Source organism: Nocardia sp. JCM 34519.1 (assembly GCF_020361265.1).
Lineage (GTDB): Bacteria > Actinomycetota > Actinomycetes > Mycobacteriales > Mycobacteriaceae > Nocardia > Nocardia arthritidis_A.
On record NZ_JAIRBR010000033.1, the window covers coordinates 2,776 to 22,581 of the forward strand.

Below are 19,806 nucleotides of genomic sequence, written 5' to 3' on the forward strand. Positions count from 1 at the left end.
ATGTCAGATGATGGGGTCGAGCTACGGGGGATGTTGACGCGGGCGCTGCGTCGGATTCAGGTATTGGAATCCGAGCGGCGCGCGTCGCACGAGCCGGTTGCTGTGATCGGAATCGGGTGCCGGTTACCGGGCGGCATCGATGGGCCGCGCGGATACTGGGAGCTGTTGTCTTCGGGCCGCGACGTCATCGTCGACGTACCCGAAACGCGTTGGCCTAGAACAGGTTCCGGGGACGATCGGGCGATCCGCCGGGCCGCGCTGCTGAGCGCGCCGCTGGACGAGATGGATGTCGAGTTCGCGGGCATCGCCCCGCGCGAGGCGGCGGTGATGGATCCGCAGCAACGCCTGGTGCTCGAAGTTGCCTGGGAGGCGCTGGAAGACGCGGCGCTGCCGCCCGCGCGCGCGGTGCGAACCGGTGTCTTCCTCGGGGTGAGCTGGCAGGAATACCAGCGCACCATCACCCCTGACGGCGCGCGTTCGGTGGATGCGCACACGCTGACCGGAACGATGCCGAGCATCCTCGCCGGGCGGGTCGCGCACCAGCTCGGCCTGCGCGGACCGGCCGTCGCGCTGGATACCGCGTGTTCCTCGTCGCTGGTCGCGGTGCATCAGGCGATCAACAGCCTGCGGGCGGGGGAGTGCGAGACGGCGCTGGCGGGCGGGGTGAACCTGCTGCAATCAGAGCTGACCTCGGCGGCGCTGGCCAGGATGGGCGCGCTCTCACCGGACGGCCACTGCAGGCCCTTCGACGCGCGGGCGAACGGATACGTCCGCGGCGAGGGTGCGGGAATCATTGTGCTGAAACGACTTTCGCGCGCCATCGCGGACGGCGACGAGATCAGGGCGGTGCTGCGCGGCTCGGCGGTGAACCACGACGGTCGCTCGATGGGGCTCACCGCGCCCAATCCGGTGGCGCAGCGTGAACTGCTGCGCGCCGCGCTGACCGATTCCGGTTGCGACGCCGCGGAACTGGACTACGTGGAAACCCACGGCACCGGGACGCCGCTCGGCGATCCGATCGAGATCGAAGCGCTGGCAGAGGTATTCGGCGCGGTCCGGGCCGACGGGACGCGCTGCCTGCTCGGTTCGGTGAAATCGCGGATCGGCCACCTCGAGGCGGCGGCGGGTATCGCGGGCCTGATCAAGGTGGTGTTGCAACTGCAGTACGGACGCATCCCGCGCCAGTACGGTTTCGAAACGCTGAATCCGAAGATCGCACTGGACGGTACGGCGCTGCGGGTGCCGACCGAGGACGTCGAATGGGCGTCGTCGCAGCGCCCGCGGGTGGCCGGGGTGAGCTCGTTCGGGTTCGCCGGAACCAACGCACACGTGGTGGTGGCCGCGGCGCCGGACCCGCCGGTGCGGGTGGTGTCGGAGAATCCGGCGTTGCTTGTGCTCTCGGCGCGGACGTCAACCGCGCTCGACGTCCTCACCGAACGCTATGTCTCGGAGTTATCCGACAGCAATCTGCCTGTCGCCGATATCGCGGCCACCGCGGCCCTCGGTCGCACGCATTTCGGGCACCGCCGCGCCGTCGTCGCACGGACCGCCGCCGAGGCGGCACAACTGTTGCGCGCGTCGCGGGCTGGGTCGGCGGCCTCCGCGCAACCGCGGGTGGCGATGCTGTTCACCGGGCAGGGCGCGCAGTACTCGGGTATGGGTTCGGCCTGGTACCAACGGTATTCGGCGTTCCGTGCCGCGGTGGACGAATGCGATGAGCTGCTCGGTGCGCTGCCGGGCGGGTGGCGGGTGCGGTCACTGCTGTGCGAGGCCGACGATGCGGTGCTCGCCCGGACCGAATACGCCCAACCAGCGCTTTTCGCCTTCGAACTGGCCTGTGCCCGGCTGTGGGCCGCGTGCGGGATCCGGCCCGATGTGGTACTCGGGCACAGCCTCGGCGAACTCGTGGCGGCGACCGTCGCGGGCGCGCTGACGGTCGCGGAAGGTTTGCGAATAGCCGCCGTGCGCGGGCGGATGATGCAGGTCGCGCCGCGACCGGGCGCATTGGCCGCGGTCTTCGGTGATCCGGCCGAATTCGCCGATGTGCTGGACGAATTGGCGCCGACACTGGGGGTGGCGGCGGTGAACACCCCGGGACAGTTCGTGGTCTCGGGCGCCGAGGACTCGGTGCGCCGCTTCCGGGAGGTGGCGCAGCGGCGGGAGATTCGAGCGGTCGCGCTGCCGGGTGCGACGGCATTCCATTCACCGCTGCTCGACCCGGTGCTCGACGAGTTCACCGCGGCGGTCGGGGAGCTGGCGCCCGGGGCCAGGACGGCATCGATTCCGTTGATCTCCAACGTCATCGGTGCGTTCGGCGGGCCACTCGACGCCGACTACTGGCGGGCGCACGCCCGTGGTACGGTGCGATTCGCGGAGGGGCTGCGCACGCTCGCCGAATTCGGCATCGACGCCGCGATCGAGGTGGGCCCGCATCCGGTGCTGCTGGAGTTCGGGCGGCAGGCCGGAATATCGGCGCGATGGGTGCCGAGCCTGCGCCGGTCGGTGACCGACGACTCCGTGCTCTTGTCCGGGGTGGGGGAAATGTATTGTGCCGGAGCAGATATCGAATGGTCCGCGCTGATTCCGAGTGGAGCGCGGCGGCGTAACGGGCTGCCGACCTATCCGTTCGAGCGGGAGCGTTTGGCGGTCCCGGGAGCCGCGACGGTGCAACTTTTTGCCGAGGCGCCGGCGAAGAGCACCGCATATCTCGGCGAACATCGTTACCGCGGCACCCCGGTGGTGCCAGGTGCCTATCTGGCGTTGTCGGCGTTGCGGGCGGCCGGGGGATTCGCCCGCGAACTGGTCGATTTCGTTCTCACACGCCCTGTTCCGCTCGATGAGCTGCGGGAACCGATCGCCGAGAGGGTGGGCGACAGGGTCGACATCCGTCTGGTGGTCGGATCGGATACGGCCGCCGCGGTGATGGCTTCGGTGGTGCCGCAGACCGATGGTGCGGCCGGCCCGGACGATCTGACGGAGGCGCTGCGCACCCACTCCGTCTACACCGATACCGACGACTTCTACCGCCGTTGCGCCGTAGGGGGACTGACCTTCGGGCCGCGGTTCCGCTGGATCACCGAACTGCGCGCGGGCACGGATACGCTGCTGGCCAGGCTCTCCCGGCCCGGTGAGCTGTCCGGTGCCGCCGAGGCCGCGACCGTGTGCATGGTGGATGCGGCCATCCAGACCGGGTTGGCGCTCGTCACGGCTGGCGGGCCGGTGAACCGATTGCCCGCCGGTATCGGGCGATTGCGCCTGCATCGGACGGAAAGCGTTGCGGCGGCATGGGTTCTGGCCGTCCGGACCGGTGCGACGGTGCGCGTCACCATATTCGACACCGAGGATGCGCGGATCTGTGAGGTGGAAGATCTGTGGTTCGGGCGGACCGACGCCGAGGCGACCGTTCCGATACGCGTCCAGGATTGGCGGGAGGCGCCTGCGTCCACCGCGGGGCGAGGTCCGGCAGCCTGGCTGGTGATCGGCGGACTTCCGGCGGCGGACCGGCTCGCAGCGGCGCTGCGGGCGGCGGGCGACGACGCGGTCGCCGTCGAGACGAATGCGGCCGTCGCGGCGGTGCGTGGGTCGGGTACGTCGGGTGGACTCGGTGTAGCGGGTGCATTCGGTATGTCGGCAGCGTCGGGTTTATCGGGTGCATCGGCGCGCGCGGTGGTGTACCTGAGCAGCTTCGACGCGGGTGATGACGCGGGCGCGGCGGCCGTCGAAACCGAATCGGCTTTGAAAGTGGTTCGCGCGCTTGCGGAAACGGTCGATGCCGGGCCCCTCTATCTCGTTACCGGCGGTGCCGTCGGGGTGTTGGATGACGAGCGGGTCAGGCCCGCGGCGGCCGCGCTGTGCGGGCTGGCGGCGGTGGTGCGCACCGAAGTTCCAGAACTCGGTTGCCGGTTGGTCGACCTGCCCGCGCGGGCGAATGTCGCGGACCGTCGACTCGTCGGCGAACTACGCTCCGGCGCAACCGATCCCGTTGTCGCGCTGCGCGGCAAGCGGCGATACGTGCCGGAGCTGACCGCGCCGGCGACGCAGGAAACTGCCGAATTGGACGGTGCCGGTACGTATCTGGTCACCGGCGGTCTCGGCGCGCTCGGTTCGGCGGCGGCGCAGGCGACTGTCGAATTGGACGGTGCCGGTGCGTATCTGGTGACCGGCGGTCTCGGCGCGCTTGGTTCGGCGACGGCGCGGGTGCTCGCCCAGGCGGGGGCCGGGACGCTGGTGCTGGCCGGGCGGCACGAACCCGATGCGCGGGCGACGGCGGTGATCCGCGAGATCACTGCGCTCGGGACGCGGGTGGAGACGGTGCGGTTGGATGTCGCGGACCGAGTCGCGCTGTCGGCGTTATTCGCTCGCTTCGGCGCCGACCTGCCGCGGCTCGCGGGCGTCGTGCACTGCGCCGGTGTGCTCGACGACGCGCTGCTGGTGGATCAGGGCGCGGACCGGGTACGGCGGGTGTTCACCGGGAAAGCCTCCGGCGCATGGCATCTGCACGAGCTCACTGCGGACCTCGACCTGTCGGTATTCGTGCTCTTCTCATCGGCGAGCGCCCTCGTCGGTACCGCGGGACAGGCGAATTATGCTGCAGCGAACGCATATTTGGACGGGCTCGCCCGGATGCGATCGGCGAACGGTCTCGCGGCATTGAGCATTCAGTGGGGCCCGTGGTCCGGAACCGGTATGGCCGCGGGACTCGGTGATACGGCTCGGCGTGCATGGGAACGGCACGGTGTCGCGGAACTCGCAGTCGATGCGGGGTTGCGGGCACTGCGAGCGCTGCTGGGGGCGTCGGGGGTTGTCGCGGTATTCCCAACTGCTGCTGGGGGTTTGGTGGACACCGCTGCGGCCGGTCAAGGCGGTGCCGTGGTTGGCGATGGACTTCTCGGCGGTTTGGCGCTGGGCGGTTCGGCGGTTGATGGTCTGGCGGTTGACGGTTCTGTTGCTGGCGGTGTCGAAGTCGGTGGTGGGCCGTTGAACGCAGCCGCTGGGGCCGTTCGCGCTGGTGCTGGATCGCTCGGTGGTGTGGCGCTGGGCCGTGCAGAAGTCAATGGTCTAGCGGTTGATGGTTCCGTTGCTGGCGGTGTCGAAGTCGGTGGTGGGGCGATCAACGCAGCTGCGGCTGGTAGTCGCGCGGTCGGTGGTCCTACTGCGGCTGGTGGGTCGGCGGTCGGTGATGCCGCGGCGAGCGGTGCCGCGAGCGAGGGCGTCGGGATCGGGGATTCCGCAGTCGACGGTGCGGCGCTCGATGAGATTCTTCCGGTAGTGCGCGCGCTGGCGGCGAAGGCGCTCGGTCGGACGGCACCGGTCGCCGACGGCGTGCCGCTGCGTGAGCTCGGACTGGATTCGATGCTGGCGGTGGAACTTCGGAACAGCTTGGCCGCGGATCTCGGTGTGCGGCTGCCCGCGACGCTGTTGTTCGATCATCCGACGGTGGCGGGTGTCGCGGCCGCAATCGTCCGGCTCCGGCCGGGTGCGGCGGCGAAGGTCAATTCGGGTGCTGCGCCGCGAAAGGCGGTGGCACACAATGCGACTGAGCATCGATCGCAACAAGGCTCGGATGACGCGATCGCGATCATCGGCATGGGTTGCCGGTATCCGGGCGGCGTGCGCGGACCCGCGGATCTGTGGCGGCTGCTCATCGCGGAAACCGATGCGGTGACGGAGGTTCCGGCGGAACGGTGGGATGTCGACGCCTACTTCGACGCCGATCCGGACGCCGAGGGCAAGACCTATACGCGCTGGGGTGGATTCGTCGATGGCGTGCGGGATTTCGATGCGGGCTTCTTCGACATCTCGGTCGGCGAGGCCCGGATGCTCGACCCGCAGCAGCGGCTGCTACTCGAAACCTCTTGGGAGGCATTGGAACAAGCGGGGTATCCGGCGCAGCGGCTGGCGGGCAGTCGGACCGGGGTGTTCGTCGGCATCATGTCGAACGATTACGCCGAGCGAATGGCGCGGGCCGATCTGCCGCCGAATGCCTGGTTCGGCACCGGGAATCTGGCGAGCGTCGCATCGGGCAGGCTGTCGTACTTCCTCGGCCTGAACGGGCCGAGCCTCACCGTCGACACGGCGTGTTCGTCGTCGCTGGTCACCGTGCATTTGGCGGTGCAGAGCCTGCGGCGCGGTGAATGTGATCTGGCGCTGGCCGCCGGCGCCACCGTGGTGCTGACGCCGTCGCTGGATATCTATTTCGCACGGGCGCGCGGCCTGGCCGCCGACGGCCGGTGCAAGAGCTTCGATGCGCGGGCGGACGGCGTCGTCTGGAGCGATGGTGCGGGAACGCTTGTGCTGAAACGCCTTTCGGAAGCACGCCGAGATGGTGACCGGGTGCTCGGTCTGATCCGCGGCACTGCGGTGAATTCCGACGGGCGCAGCCAGGGCCTGAGCGCGCCGAGTGGTCCCGCGCAGGAACAGGTCATCCGATCCGCCCTTGTTGACGCCGGATTGCGGCCCGAGGATATCGATTACGTGGAGGCGCACGGTACCGGCACCGCGCTCGGTGATCCGATCGAGGTGAACGCGCTCGCTCGGGTGCTGGCCACTGAGCGCACCGCCGAGCGGCCGCTGTGGATCGGTTCGGTGAAGTCGAATCTCGGGCATACCCAAGCGGCGGCTGGGATCGCGAACATCATCAAGGTCGTCGAGTCCATGCGGCACGGGCGGATTCCGGCGTCGCTGCACTACCGATCGGGTAATCCGCATCTCGACTGGGATGAGATCGGCGTGCGGGTCGTCGCGGCGGAGCGCGCGTGGCCCCGCGGGGACCGCCCGCGACGTGCCGGGGTGAGCGCCTTCGGCATCAGCGGCACCAATGCCCATGTGCTGCTGGAGGAGGCGCCCGAGGCGGATGCGCCGGGGCGCGACCAGAGCGGTCCGCACCTGCTGGCATTGTCCGCGAAAAGCGCTGCCGCGCTGCGGGAGCTCGCGGCGCGATACGCGGAAAGGGTTGGGGCGCAGGATAATAGCGGTCTCCGGGATTTGTGCGCCTCGGCGAACGTCGGACGCACCCACTTCGCCGAGCGAGTGGCCATCGTCTTCGACACCGCGCCGCAGCTGAGCGTCGCGCTCGGCCGGGTGGCGGCGGGCGATGTGGAGTCCGGCGCGGTGGTGAATTCCGCAGCTGCGCCGACCTTGATCGAGACAGCCGAGCGTTACCTGGGCGGCGGCGAAATCGACTGGGCCGCTCTGTATCCCAGAGATAGCTGGCGGCCGGTCGAGTTGCCGACCTATCCGTTCCAGCGCAAGCGGCACTGGCTGGAACTCCCGGCCCGATCCGAGATCCGGCATACGCTGCCGATCGGTCCAACGATGTTCAGCGGGCACGAATTGCAGGGTATGCCAACGGTTCCCGCTGCCTGGCTGATCAGCCGTGCGGCGCGGCTGGCGGCCGAACTGCCGGGTGCGCGGAGCTGGCTGGTGGCCGGTCTTCGGCTGTTGGAGCCGATCGCGGTGCGGGCCGACGGTGCGTTGCGGGTCCGGCTGACGGTGGACGGCGATGGCTATTCGGTGGAATTCGGCGACGGCGCAACGGTTTACGCGCGGGCGGCACTGCGCGCGGCAGCTGACTCACCCGAAGTTGCCGCACCGGCCGCGACCGTCGCCGACGGGGAGTCATGGCGGGAGTACTACGACCGCCTATCCGGGCACGGACTCCGGCTCGGTGCGGACTACCGGTGTGGGGTGGCCGCGGCGCGGATCACCGCCACCGAGTCGGAAACGCTGCTGCGGACGGCTGCGGACGGGGCCGAGGCGATTCTGCTGGACGGATGCCTGCACAGCCTGGTGTTGGCGGCGGATGGGCCGAATCGATTGTATTTGCCGGTCGCTATCGATCGTGCTCAATTGTTCGGTTCGGAGATAGTCGGCGGTGCTACTGTGCGCTGCCGGGTGCGGATCACCGAGCGGTCCGATCGCGTCATCGTCGGCGATGTCACGATGATCGACGAATCCGAGCGGGTGCTCGCCGTCCTCACCGGCGTCTGTCTGGTTGCCGCGGATACCGGCCCGGGCGATGCGCCGGTATCCGGCGCGGAGTCGGACCGGCGAGTGGACCGGTTGCTCCACCACATCTCCTGGGAGCCAACGGAATTCGGCCGCGAGTACGCGGGAGTCCAGCGGTGGGTGGTCTTTGCCGACGGGCCCGTTGGCACAGCGGTGGCCGCGGGTCTGGCGGCGCGTGCGGAAGTGGTTGTCGTGCGGCCGGACGACGTGTCCGACGAATCGCCGGTCGGCGGCGATCAGCCACCGGGAATCGTCTACGCGTGGACAGACGAACCGGCGCGGGTGCGGATCGCGGGCGCGCTCCGGTTGATCCGGATGCTCGTCGAGACCGGATGGCGCGGCGCGCCCCTGTACGTGATAACTCTTGGCGCGCAGGCTGTTTCGTCCAGCGATCGGCCGGACCCGGACCAGGCGCTGCTCTGGGGTCTCGGCCGGACCCTCGCCACCGAACATCCGGAATTGGCTTCGCGGCTGGTGGATCTGGAAGCCGGGGCGCCGATCGACGGAACGTTCGTCGCGGCCGGGATATCGGGCGGATTCGGCGCACGGGAGTTGGCGGTGCGCGACGGACGTTGGCTGGCAGCGCGATTGGCCGACGGCCTGCCTGCCGATACCGCCAATTACCGATTGCTCGCCGATCGATCCGGCGCACTCGAACTCATGCGAAACGAGCCCGCCGAACGAGTCGCGCCGGGGCCCGGCGAGGTCGAAATCGCCGTCGCCGCAACCGGACTCAATCGGCGTGATATCTGGCTCGCCCTCGGCACGCACCCCGAATCGCCCGCCCCGCTCGGCGCGGAGTGCGCGGGCCGGATCAGCGCGGTCGGCCCGGATGTCACCGGTTTGGCGGTCGGCGACCGGGTGGTCGCACTCGCGGAGGGCAGTTTCGCCCGGTACGTCACCGTCGACCGGCGGCTGGTGGCACCGCTGCCCGGCCGGCTGTCCTTCGCCGAGGGCGCGACGCTGCCGGTCGCCTTCGCCAGCGCCTGGTACGGGCTGTTCGATATCGGCGGGCTGCGGTCGGGACAGCGGGTGCTTGTTCACGCGCGTGCCGACGAAATCGGCATGGCCACAGTGCAATTGGCACGACACGCGGGTGCGGTGCTATTCGCGCCTCCCGCGCTGTGCCGATGGGCGGCGACCGCGGGTATCGATGTGACGGAACTGCCGACCGCGGTGGCCGCCTGGGCGGTCGACGGAGTGCGCAGGCATACCGGCGGGGCGGGCATGGACGTGGTCGTCGACGCGCTCGCGGGCAACCTGACCGAAAACGCCCCCGGCATACTGGCCGACGGCGGGCGGTTCGTGAATCTTGCCGATCCGACGCAGATTTCCGCCGGCCACGACGCCGACCGGCCGATTGATCCGGCTTTTATCGACCGTGAACGCTTGGGCGAGATCCTGCGGACCGTGCTGACGCTGTTCGAGCGCGGCGCGCTCGCGCCGCCGCCGCACACGCCGTGGCCGGGCGCCGCCGCGGCGGCCGCGTTCGACGCCATGCGACGATACGACGTCGCGGCACGACCGGTCCTGCTGACCGAAGCGGCCCCCGCGCCGCAGTTCGACGCGGACGGGACCTATCTCGTCACCGGCGGCTTCGGCGGACTCGGCGGCGCGGCGGCGCGCTGGCTGGTCGACCGCGGGGCACGCAGCCTGGCGCTGGTCAGCCGTCGGGGGCCGGATACGGGCGGGGACCGACTAGTGGAATCGCTCCGTGCACAAGGTGTTCGGGTGTCGGAGCACCGGGCGGATGTGGCCGATCGGGCTGCGGTCGCCGCATTGCTCAGCGATATAGCCGAGTCCGGACCACTGCGCGGTGTGATCCATTGTGCGGGTGTACTGGACGACGGGGTGCTGACCGAGCAGACGCCGTCCCGGTTCGAAACCGTGCTAGGGCCGAAATATATTGCGGCACAACACCTCGACGAGCTTACCCGCGGCCTGTCGCTGGAGCTGTTCGTCGTCTACTCCTCGGTCGCCGGTGTGCTCGGCACGCCGGGGCAGGCGAATTACGCGGCGGCGAACGCGGCGCTCGACGCGCTGGTCGCGCGGCGGCGCGCGGACGGATTGCCCGGCCTGAGCATCGCCTGGGGGCCGTTCGGGGATGTCGGAATGGCCGCGGGCCGTCCGGAACTGACGGCATACCTGGATCGGCGCGGCCTGCCCGCGCTTCGGGTGACCGACGCCGTCGCGGCGCTGGACCGGTTGGTGCCGCTCGGTGTGGCGACCGCTGGCGTATTCGATTTCGCCGAGCAGCGTTGGTACCGAGCAGGTTCCGCCGAGAACACCACGAAAGACCATTCATCGGCAAGCGTTTCGCTGTCCGATACCAGAGTGACACCGGACGAACCGGTAGTGAGCGGTACGACTATGGGGAACGGCGTAGCCGGACAAGAACATTCGACGAACGATCGGGCGGTGGAGGACACCGCGCCATGGGAGGAGCTGGTCCAGCGGGTCGCCATGCGGGTGCTGGACCGGACCGCGCCGCTGGACCCGGAACAGCCGCTGCACGACAGCGGGGTCGATTCGCTGACCGGGATGGAACTGCGGACCGCGCTGATCGCCGAGTCCGGCACGCCGCTGCCGGTGAGCCTGGTGTTCGACTATCCGACGGTGCGTGACATCGCGAAGCTGTTGCGGCGCAAGGGTGTCGAGGTGACGGTGCCCGTCGCGAATTCGCCGGTGGTGCCGTCGGTTCGTCCTGAGCCGTGGGTCCGGGCCGTTACGCCGGTGCCGTCGTCGGTTTCGCGTGAGCTGCAGGGCCGGGCCGTTATGCCGGTTGCGTCGTCGGGTTCGCTTACGGCGAAGGTCCGGGCCGTTACGCCGGTGCCGCCGTCGGGTTCGGCCGAGCCGCAGAGCCGGGCGGTTACGTCGGTGGCGTCGTCGGTTTTGCCTGAGCCGGAGGGCCGGGCGGTTACGCCGGTGCAGTCGTCGGTTTCGCCTGAGCCGCAGGACCAGGCCAATACACCGGTGGCGTCCTCGGTTTTGCCGCCGCTGCGGGTTCGGGCCGAACCCGAGGATGCCGACGATCCGATCGTCATCGTCGGTATGGCGTGCCGGTTTCCCGGCGGCGTTCGCACCCCGGAGGAGTTCTGGGAGCTGCTGTGGTCGGGTCGGGACGCGATCAGCGAGGTGCCGCCACAGCGGTGGGATGTCGACGCGTTCTATGATCCGGATCCGGCCGCGCTGGGCCGCATGTACAGCCGGTGGGGCGGATTCGTCGACGGCGTGGACGAATTCGACGCGGCGTTCTTCGGTATCGGCGACGCCGAGGCCAGGGCGATGGATCCGCAGCAGCGGTTGCTGCTGGAGGCGAGCTGGGAGGCGCTGGAGCGGTCGGGGCGCGCGCCAGGCGAGCTTGCGGGCAGCCGGACCGGGGTGTACGTCGGCCTGTGCTTCAGCGAATATCCCGGAACACCCACGCTGACAACGGATCCCACCGCGATCGGGGCCTACTCGGTGCTCGGGGCCGCGCCGAGCGTCGCGGCCGGACGGGTCGCCTACGCGCTCGGACTGCAAGGGCCCGCCGTGACTCTCGATACGGCCTGCTCGTCCTCACTGGTCGCGCTGCAGTCCGCAGAAGACGGATTACGCGCCGGGCGTTGTGATCTCGCGCTGGTCGGCGGCGTCAACCTGCAACTGGCACCGGAGACGACGATCGGCTTCAGCAGGCTGTCCGCACTGTCGCCCGACGGGCGGGTCCGGGCCTTCGCCGCCGACGCGAACGGCTATGTGCGTGCCGACGGCTGCGGTGTGCTCGTGCTGGAACGACTTTCGGCGGCGCGCCGCAACGGCGATCGGGTGCTCGCCGTGGTGCGCGGTGTCGCGGTGAACCACGACGGCAGGTCGAACGGCTTGACGGCGCCGAACGGGCCCGCGCAGCAGCGGGTGATCGGCGATGCGCTGACCCGGGCCGGAATCCGGCCGACCGATGTCGACTATGTCGAAACACATGGCACTGGAACGCCTTTGGGCGACCCGATCGAGGCGGCCGCGCTGGCGGAGGTCTACTGTGCCGGACGGCAGACGCCGCTGCTGATCGGGTCGGTGAAGACGAATATCGGGCACGCCGAGGCGGCGGCCGGGGTCGCGGGTGTGATGAAGGCCGTACTCATGCTGCGGCACGGAAAGATTCCGCCGAGCCTGCACTTCGACGCGCCGAGCCCGCACATTGACTGGGCACGAACGTCGTTGGAGGTCGTGCGCACCGGGCGGACATGGCCGCAGACCGGCAGGGCGCGCGTCGTCGGCGTCAGCTCGTTCGGGATGAGCGGCACCAATGCGCACGTGATCCTGGCGCGGGGGGATGCGGAACCGGTTCGCGCGGTGCGGGAATCCGGACCGCAGGTGCTCCCGCTGTCCGCGCGCGACACCGCGGCGCTGGCAGCGGCGGCGGGCCGGTGGGCGGATGAATTGGACAGTGCGCACACCGATTTCGGAGATCTGGCCTACACGGCGGCGGCCGGGCGAAGCCATTTCGAGGAGCGAATCGCCGTGGTCGCGCCGAATGCGGGCGATGCGGCGCGGCAATTGCGCGCCATCGCGGCGGATCCGGCGGCGCGGACCCGGGTCGAGCGGTCGGCGACCCCGAAGGTCGGTCTGTTGTTCACCGGACAGGGCTCACAGTATCCGGGGATGGCGCGCGATCTGTTCGACACCGAGCCGGTATTCCGGCGGGCGCTGGCGGAATGCGATGCGCTGCTGGGCCCGATCGCGGACGGCATCGGTCTGATCGATGCGCTCTACGGGGCACGCGCTGACGCGGAACTGTTGCACCGCACCATTTTCACGCAGCCCGCACTGTTCGCGGTCGAATGGGCGCTCTGGGAACTGTGGCGGGACCGAGGCATTACGCCCGCCGCGGTCCTCGGGCACAGCGTCGGCGAGTACGTCGCGGCATGCGCGGCCGGGGCGCTTTCGATGACTGACGGTCTGCGGCTGGTCGCCGCGCGGGGCCGGATGATGCAGCGGCTGCCCGATGGCGGCGGCATGCTGGCCGTCGACGCCGGAGCCGATTCGGTCGAGCCGTTGCTCGCACGATACGTATCGGTTGTCGTCGCCGGATCGAACGGTCCGGCGCAGATCGTCGTCGCCGGACCGGACACCGAACTGGAACGGTTACGAATAGAGCTGGCGGACACCGGTATTCGAGCAGTTCCGCTCCCCGTGTCACACGCCTTCCACTCGCCGCTGATGGAGCCGATTCTCGGCGACCTGGCCGCAGCGGCCCGCGGGATCGCGTTCACGGAACCGAGGATCCCGCTCATCTCGAATCTCACCGGCGCACCGGTGGTTCCGGGCGAGCTGAGCGCGGAGTACTGGGCGCGGCACGCGCGGCAGCCGGTCAGATTCGCGGAGGGGCTGCGCGCCCTTGCCGGGCTCGGTATCGGCACCTTCCTCGAAATCGGGCCGCAGCCGGTGCTTTCCGGGCTGGGGCGGCGGACGATCGAGACCGGCGCCCGTTTCGTCGCCACACTGCGGCGCGGCCACGACGACCGCGAAACCATGGCCGGTGCGCTGGCCGAACTGTATACGGCCGGGGTGCGGGTGAATTGGGAGCGGGTGCACGGCCCGCACGGACGGCGCCGGGTGCTCGCGCCGACGTATCCGTTCCAGCGCAAACGGTTCTGGATCGAACGAGCCGAGCGGGCAACCGATTCGGACGCAGCTGTCCGGACCGACTCCGCCGCAAGGGAATTCACCGAGACCCTCGGCCCTGGCACGCCCGCCTACCTCGCGGATCATGTGGTCGGGGATGCGGTGACGGTACCGGCGGCCTGGTACGTCAGCACGATAGCCGCGATGTCCCGGCGGGTACACCCGGCTACGCATGTGACGATCGAAGATCTCGTGATCGCGACGCCGCTACTGCTGACCGGCACCCACCGCGTCGGCATTCGATTCGAGGCGCGGCCCGATGGTTTCGCGGTGACCGTGTCCGACGGCGGTGACCAGCCCAACGTGCGCGGTCGAATCAGCAAGGGCGAGAGCATCATTCGATCGGCGGATGACCTGGACCTGTCGGCGGCGCTGCGCCGATGCCACGGTTGGATCCCCGGTCCGGAGTTCTACCAGCGGCTCGCCGCTGTCGGACTGCGCTACGGACCGGCCTTCCAACGGGTGGTCGACGTCCGGACCGGCGAGCGGGAAGCCGTGGTGACGCTGTCGGATCCGGATACCGAGACCGGCGCGGAGATGCCGCATCCGGTGCTGCTGGACGCGGCGTTCCAGGCCACCATCGCCGCGATTCCGGCGGAGTCGGCGGATGCGACGTGGGTGCCGGTGGCGATCGACCGGGCGGTGGTCCCGACCGGACGGATCAGCGCGCGCTACGGCCATGTGCGGGTGGTGACGTCGACGCCGCAGGTGTTCGTCGCCGACGTTCGACTACTCGACGAGAAGGGCGATCCCGTGCTGATCGCGGCGGGATTGCGAATCATGCGGACCGCCGCCGAACGGCGAGACCGCGGCGAACCCGACGTTGGAGCGCACCAGCACCTCTATGAAATTGCGTGGCGCGCAGCCGCTCCGGCGAGACCAGGGGTCGCGGGGGGACGCTGGCTGGTGATCGGGACGGCCGGTGGCCCGGCCGACGCCATCGCCGCCCGGTTGCGAACCGCGGGCGCGGACTGTGTGCTCGCCCGGCCCGGCCGGAAATTCGGCGCTGTCGCGGACGGTTTCGAGGTGGACCTCTCCTCGCCCGCGGACACCAGGGAACTGCTCGGCACGTTAAACGGTTTGCGCGGGATCGTTTATGCGGCAGCACTTTCCGAAGACAGCGCGGCGGTTCCCGACCGATCGATCCGCGAGGTGGTCGCGGCACTGCATCTCGTGCAGTCGGCCGCGGGCGCGGACCTGTGGCTGCTCACCCGCGATGCCCAAGCGGTCTGTCCGGTGGACCGGGTCGCGCCGGATCAGGCGGCGCTCTGGGGTTTCGCCCGTGCCGCGCAGCGCGAACTGAGTGAAAACGGCTGCCGCATTATCGATTTGGATGATCAGGCGATCAGGAATCCGGACGGCCTGGTCGCCGCCATGCTCGACGGCGATACGCCCCGCCAGCTCGCGCTCCGCGCCGGAGACCGGCTGGTGCCGAGGTTGGTGGCGGCCCGGTCGCGCCGAGCCGGGCGCGATGCCGACGCGATCGCGGCGATGAAATCCGGAACGGTGCTGATCGTCGGCGGGCTGGGCGGTATCGGGCTCGCGCTGGCGCGCCGGCTCGTCGAGCGGGGCGCGCGCCGGTTGGTGCTGGCGGGCCGGTCGGCGCCGAGCAGGGCGGCGGCCGACACTATCCAGGAGCTGCGCCGCCGTGGCGTGCACGTCGAAACCGTCGCGCTGGACGTCACCGATCGCGCCGCCGTCGCCGCCACCCTGGACCGCATCGATCGCGAACTGTCGCCGCTCGCCGGGGTGGTGCACCTCGCCGGTGTGATCGACGACGGCTCGGTGCTCGAGCAGACGGCCACGCGGACCGGGGCGGTACTCGCACCGAAAGCACACGGCGCGTGGTACTTACACGAGCTGACCACGGCGCGATCCCCACGGTTCTTCGTGCTGTTCTCCTCGGCGGCGGGTGTGCTCGGCCAGCCGGGACAGTCGAATTACGCGGCCGCCAACGCCTTCCTGGACGGCTTGGCCGAATCGCGGCGCGCCGCTGGGCTTCCGGCGCTGTCAATCGCCTGGGGTCCGTGGGCGCGGACCGGGATGATGGACCGTCTGGACGAGCGGGCCGTCGGCCACCTGGCCCGCCGCGGATATGGGCTGCTCACCACTGATCAGGCCCTCGACATCCTGGATCGGACACTGGAATCCGGATTCGACGGCGCGGTCGTCGGTGTGGCGCTGAAGCTTACGAGCCTGAGCACCCCGGGCGCGGACGTGCCCGATGTCTTGCACGACATGGTGGCACCGGGTGAGCGGCAGTATATATCCGTAATAGCCTCCGGGGACGCAAATTTCGAGTCGGAGACGATCGAGCTGGTGCGCCGGTGCGTCGGTCTGGCCCCCGATGCGGACCTGGATCGCCCGCTGCACGAGCTCGGGTTGGATTCGGTGGCCGCCATCGAGATCCGCGACGAGCTGGCGCGGCGCAGCGGTCACCGGCTGCCCGCGACACTCGCCTTCGAATATCCGACCCCGCGCGCCATCGTCGGGCTGCTGACGAAGTTGGGCAGGGCTGCCGGGCAGCAGATTTCGACGCAGGACCGGCCGGTCCGCGAGCCGAACGGGCAGGTCGTGCCGGGCGCGGCGAACCACGGCGCAGGTGCGGCCGCGGCACCGCCGCGACCGGTCGCCGGTGGCGCGACCGTGGCCGCCGAACCGCCGCGATCCGCCGTCGGCGATATCGCGATCGTCGGGGTGAGCGGGCGCTATCCCGGCGCCCGCGATCTGGACGAATACTGGCGGGTGCTGATCGAGGGACGGGACTGCATCACCGAAATCCCGCGGGAGCGTTGGGATCAGTCGCGGTATTTCGATCCGGATCGCCATCACCCGTACACCGCGTACACCAAGTGGGGCGGCTTCCTCGACGACGTCGACCGTTTCGATCCGCTGTTCTTCGCCATCTCGCCGCGCGAGGCCGAAATCCTGGACCCGCAGGAACGGCTGTTCCTGCAAACCGCTTGGGCCGCTTTGGAAGACGCCGGGCACACCAGGGCCGGTCTGGCGCGCCGCGGGTTACGTCCCGAGGAGGCGGGCGTTTTCGTCGGAGTCATGTGGGGCACGTACCAGATGTTCGGCGCCGAGGAGGCGAGGCTCGGCCGGGCCACGCTGCCCGGCTCGACGTTCTGGAGCATCGCGAACCGGGTGTCGCATGTGCTGGACTTCCAGGGGCCGAGCATGGCGATCGACACCGCGTGCTCATCCTCGCTCACCGCGCTGCACCTGGCCTGCCAGAGCCTGCGGACCGGGGAATGCCGACTGGCTGTGGTCGGCGGTGTGAATCTGTCGCTGCACCCGTACAAATTCGTCGCGCTGAGCCAGGGCCAGTTCGCGTCCAGCGACGGCCGTTGCCGCTCGTTCGGGGCGGGCGGCGACGGATATGTGGCGGGCGAAGGGGTCGGCGCGCTGGTGCTGCGTCCCCTCGCCGACGCGGAGGCCGACGGCGACACCATCCACGCGGTCATCAAGGGCACCGCCGTGAACCACGGTGGCCGGGTGAACGGTTTCACGGTGCCGAATCCGAATGTGCAGGCGGCGGTGATCCGTTCGGCGCTGCGCACCGGCGGTGTCGATCCGGGGACGATCTCCTACGTCGAGGCACACGGCACCGGGACCGCACTCGGCGATCCGATCGAAATCAACGGTCTGGCCAAGGTATTCGGTGATACCGAGCTGACGGAGCTGCCGATCGGTTCGGTGAAGTCGAATGTCGGACATCTGGAGGCGGCCGCGGGTGTCGCGGCGCTCACCAAGGTGCTGCTGCAACTGCGGCACGAGACGATCGTCGCGTCGCTGCACGCCGACCCGCCGAATCCGAATATCGATTTCGGCGCGACCCCGTTCCGCATCCCGGACCGGCCGCTGCCGTGGCCGAGCGGCGGCGCAGACCGGCGGCGGCGGGCCGCCATCAGCTCGTTCGGCGCCGGCGGCTCGAACGCGAACGTGGTGGTGGAGGAGTACATCGATCGGCGGCCGGTGTCGGAATGGTCTGGCGCGCAGGTGGTTCCGGTCTCGGCGCGCGATACGCAGCGCCTCGCCGAATACGTCGGCGCACTGGATCGTCACCTCGCCGATCACGAGCCGAACCTCGCGGATCTGGCGTACACCATGCAGGTCGGACGGCAGGCGGGTGGTTCACGGACCGTCTTCGTCGCACGTGATCTGACAGAACTGCGTGCCGCGGTGCGCGCGTGGGTTCCGGAGGCCACGATCTCGGTGACGGACAGCCGGGTCGCCGATTGGCTCGGGGGTGCGGATATCGATTGGGAAGCGGTGCGCGGCAGCGGAACACGTCGCCGCATCCCGCTGCCCACCTATCCGTTCGCGCGGGAGCGGTACTGGATTCCGGACGTACCGGAACAGATCGGCTCGGACGAAAAACGTGCGGTTGTGGCGGCTCCCGCACCGGCGGAGCCGGATATCCGCGCGCTGGTGCCTGTTTGGCGTGCGGCCGCGGCACCGGCCGGCGAATTCCCGGTCCGGCGTGCGCTGTTCGTATATGACGCCGGGACACCGAAGCCGCTGGTGCATGCTCTGTTCGCGGCGGTGGGCGATCCGGGTCGGATGGTGCGGGTCACCGATGGCGACCGTCCGGATGGACTGGGCCGCACGGACTTCGGCGCGGGCGCGGAACTCGGTCGCGCCATGCTGGCCCGCTTTCCGGACACCGAGTGTGTGGTCGACGTGTGTGATCTGAAGCGGGTCGGCATGGGCGACGTCGCGGCGGCCGATCTCGGCCGAATCGGCTTCTACCAGGGCGTGATCGATGCCCGCGGGGCCGGACTCGTGCTGCTGCACGTCAGCGCCGGGCATCCGGGCAGCGACGGTCCGGAGTTCGCCCCCCTCGGCGGTCTGGCGGCGGGTCTGGCCGCCGAAATCGGTCAGGTGCGCACCCGCGGCATCGAACTCGCCGAGGAGCGGGCGGCGGTGACGGCCGAGCGGCTGCTCGCAATACTCGGTACCGAATACGCCGCAACGGATGGCGCCCCGCGGGTGCGCTACCGGGCCGGAGTGCGCGAGCGGATCGAGCTCTCCGCCACGACGCCGGCGGGCGGGTTGACCGTCGACCCCACCCGCACCTACGTGGTGACCGGCGGAACCCGCGGTCTCGGTGCGGAATTCGCGGCCGCGCTGGCCGCCCGGGGCGCGCGGCGACTGGTGATCATGGGTCGTGAGCCGCTACCGCCCGAAGAAACGTGGGACCGGCTGGCGGCGAGCGACCGCCCGGACGCCGTCAAGGTGCGCAGGCTGCTCGCGCTGCGGGCCGATGGGGTCGCGGTGCGCACATATTCCGGCGAGCTCACCGATGTCGCAGCGCTGGACCGATTCTTCACCGAGGTGCGGCGTGAGCTCGGGCCGATCGGTGGCGTATTGCACTGTGCCGGTGCGGTTTCCACCGAGAGCCCGGCCTTCGTCCGGAAGACCGGACCGGGTGTGGCCGCGGTACTCGCCCCCAAACTCGCGGGCACCGAGGCACTGGCCGCCGTGCTCGCGGCGGACCGGCCCGACTTCTTCGTGCTGTTCTCCTCGGTCTCGGCGGTGCTGCCAGGACTTTCGGTCGGGTTGTCCGACTACGCGATGGCGAACGCGCACCTCGACCGCTTCGCCGAGGCACAGCATGCGAAGGGGCGCACCTGGTTCCGCTCGGTGAACTGGCCGTCGTTCCGGGACACCGGATTCGGTGCGGCTGACACCGCCGCCTACCTGGCCACGGGGCTGCCGACGCTGACCGCGGCCGACGGCATCCGGCTGCTCGACGGCATCCTCGGCATCTCCGACGCGCCCGTGGTGCTGCCGTATCTCGGCGCGCGGCTGGAGCTTTCGACGCGGGCGTCGTTCGAGCCCACGACAGCGCGTCCCGCGCCGGTACCGGACGACCGTGTGCCGGTGTGGGCCGCCGAATCCGGGCATGGCGCGAATGTGGCCTTCCGGGAGCTGCTACAGATCTTCTCCGACGAATTGAAGCTGGCCCCGGCCAAATTCGAGGGACACCGCCGATTCGAGGAGTACGGCGCCGATTCGGTGCTGATCGCCTCGGCGGTCCGGCGCATCGAAGAGGTGGTCGGCGAACCATTCGATCCGGCGCTGGTGCTGGAATTCCCGACGCTGGACGCGCTCGCCGGACTGCTGACCGAT

1 protein-coding gene (only partly in view) is annotated in these 19,806 nt (G+C 69.9%); it reads left to right on the forward strand.

Going from position 1 to position 19,806, the window contains the following annotated elements; translation table 11 throughout:
- Positions 1-19,806, forward strand: partial view of a type I polyketide synthase gene (locus LGY53_RS41435; protein ID WP_225732155.1) — the 5' portion only. It continues 1,560 nt past the right edge of the window; 19,806 of the gene's 21,366 nt are visible here — the first part of the coding sequence; it begins with the start codon at positions 1-3; its stop codon lies off the right edge, out of view.